1 protein-coding gene is annotated in these 401 nt (G+C 59.9%); it reads left to right on the top strand.

Features of this window, described 5'->3' with window-relative positions; translation table 11 throughout:
• Positions 1-85: 85 nt before the first annotated feature.
• The coding region (locus LUU93_RS21890) for a GntR family transcriptional regulator (protein ID WP_232683223.1) at positions 86-401 on the top strand (316 nt) is incomplete at its 3' end.

Below are 401 nucleotides of genomic sequence, written 5' to 3'. Positions count from 1 at the left end.
CTGGCAACTGTCCCAGTACACTTCTAAACTGTTCCGGTATCGTTTCCGACAAGAATAAAATGCCCGTGAAATCGAGTGCTGCGTCATGACCAACCTTCTGCTCTATCAACGTATTGCTCAACAGCTGGCTGAAGACATCCGGCGCGGTGTGTATCAGCCCGGTGAGCGCGTACCGTCGGTGCGCAAGATGAGCTCGCAGCTCAACGTCAGCCATGCCACGGTGCTGCAGGCCTACGCCAACCTTGAAGACCAGGGGCTGATTCGCGCGCGGCCGCAGTCGGGCTACTACGTGCACCAGACGCCGGCCCTGACGGCACCGACGCCGGACATTGCCCGGGTTGAGCGTCCGGGGCTGGTGACACGCAGCAGTATCATCCAGCAAATATTGGTCGAGTCGCGCC

Origin of the sequence: Flavobacterium soyae (assembly GCF_021245985.1) — a bacterium.
Taxonomy (GTDB): domain Bacteria; phylum Bacteroidota; class Bacteroidia; order Flavobacteriales; family Flavobacteriaceae; genus Flavobacterium; species Flavobacterium soyae.
The sequence above is the reverse complement of the archived record's forward strand: the minus strand, read 5'-3'. Positions and strand labels throughout refer to the sequence as shown.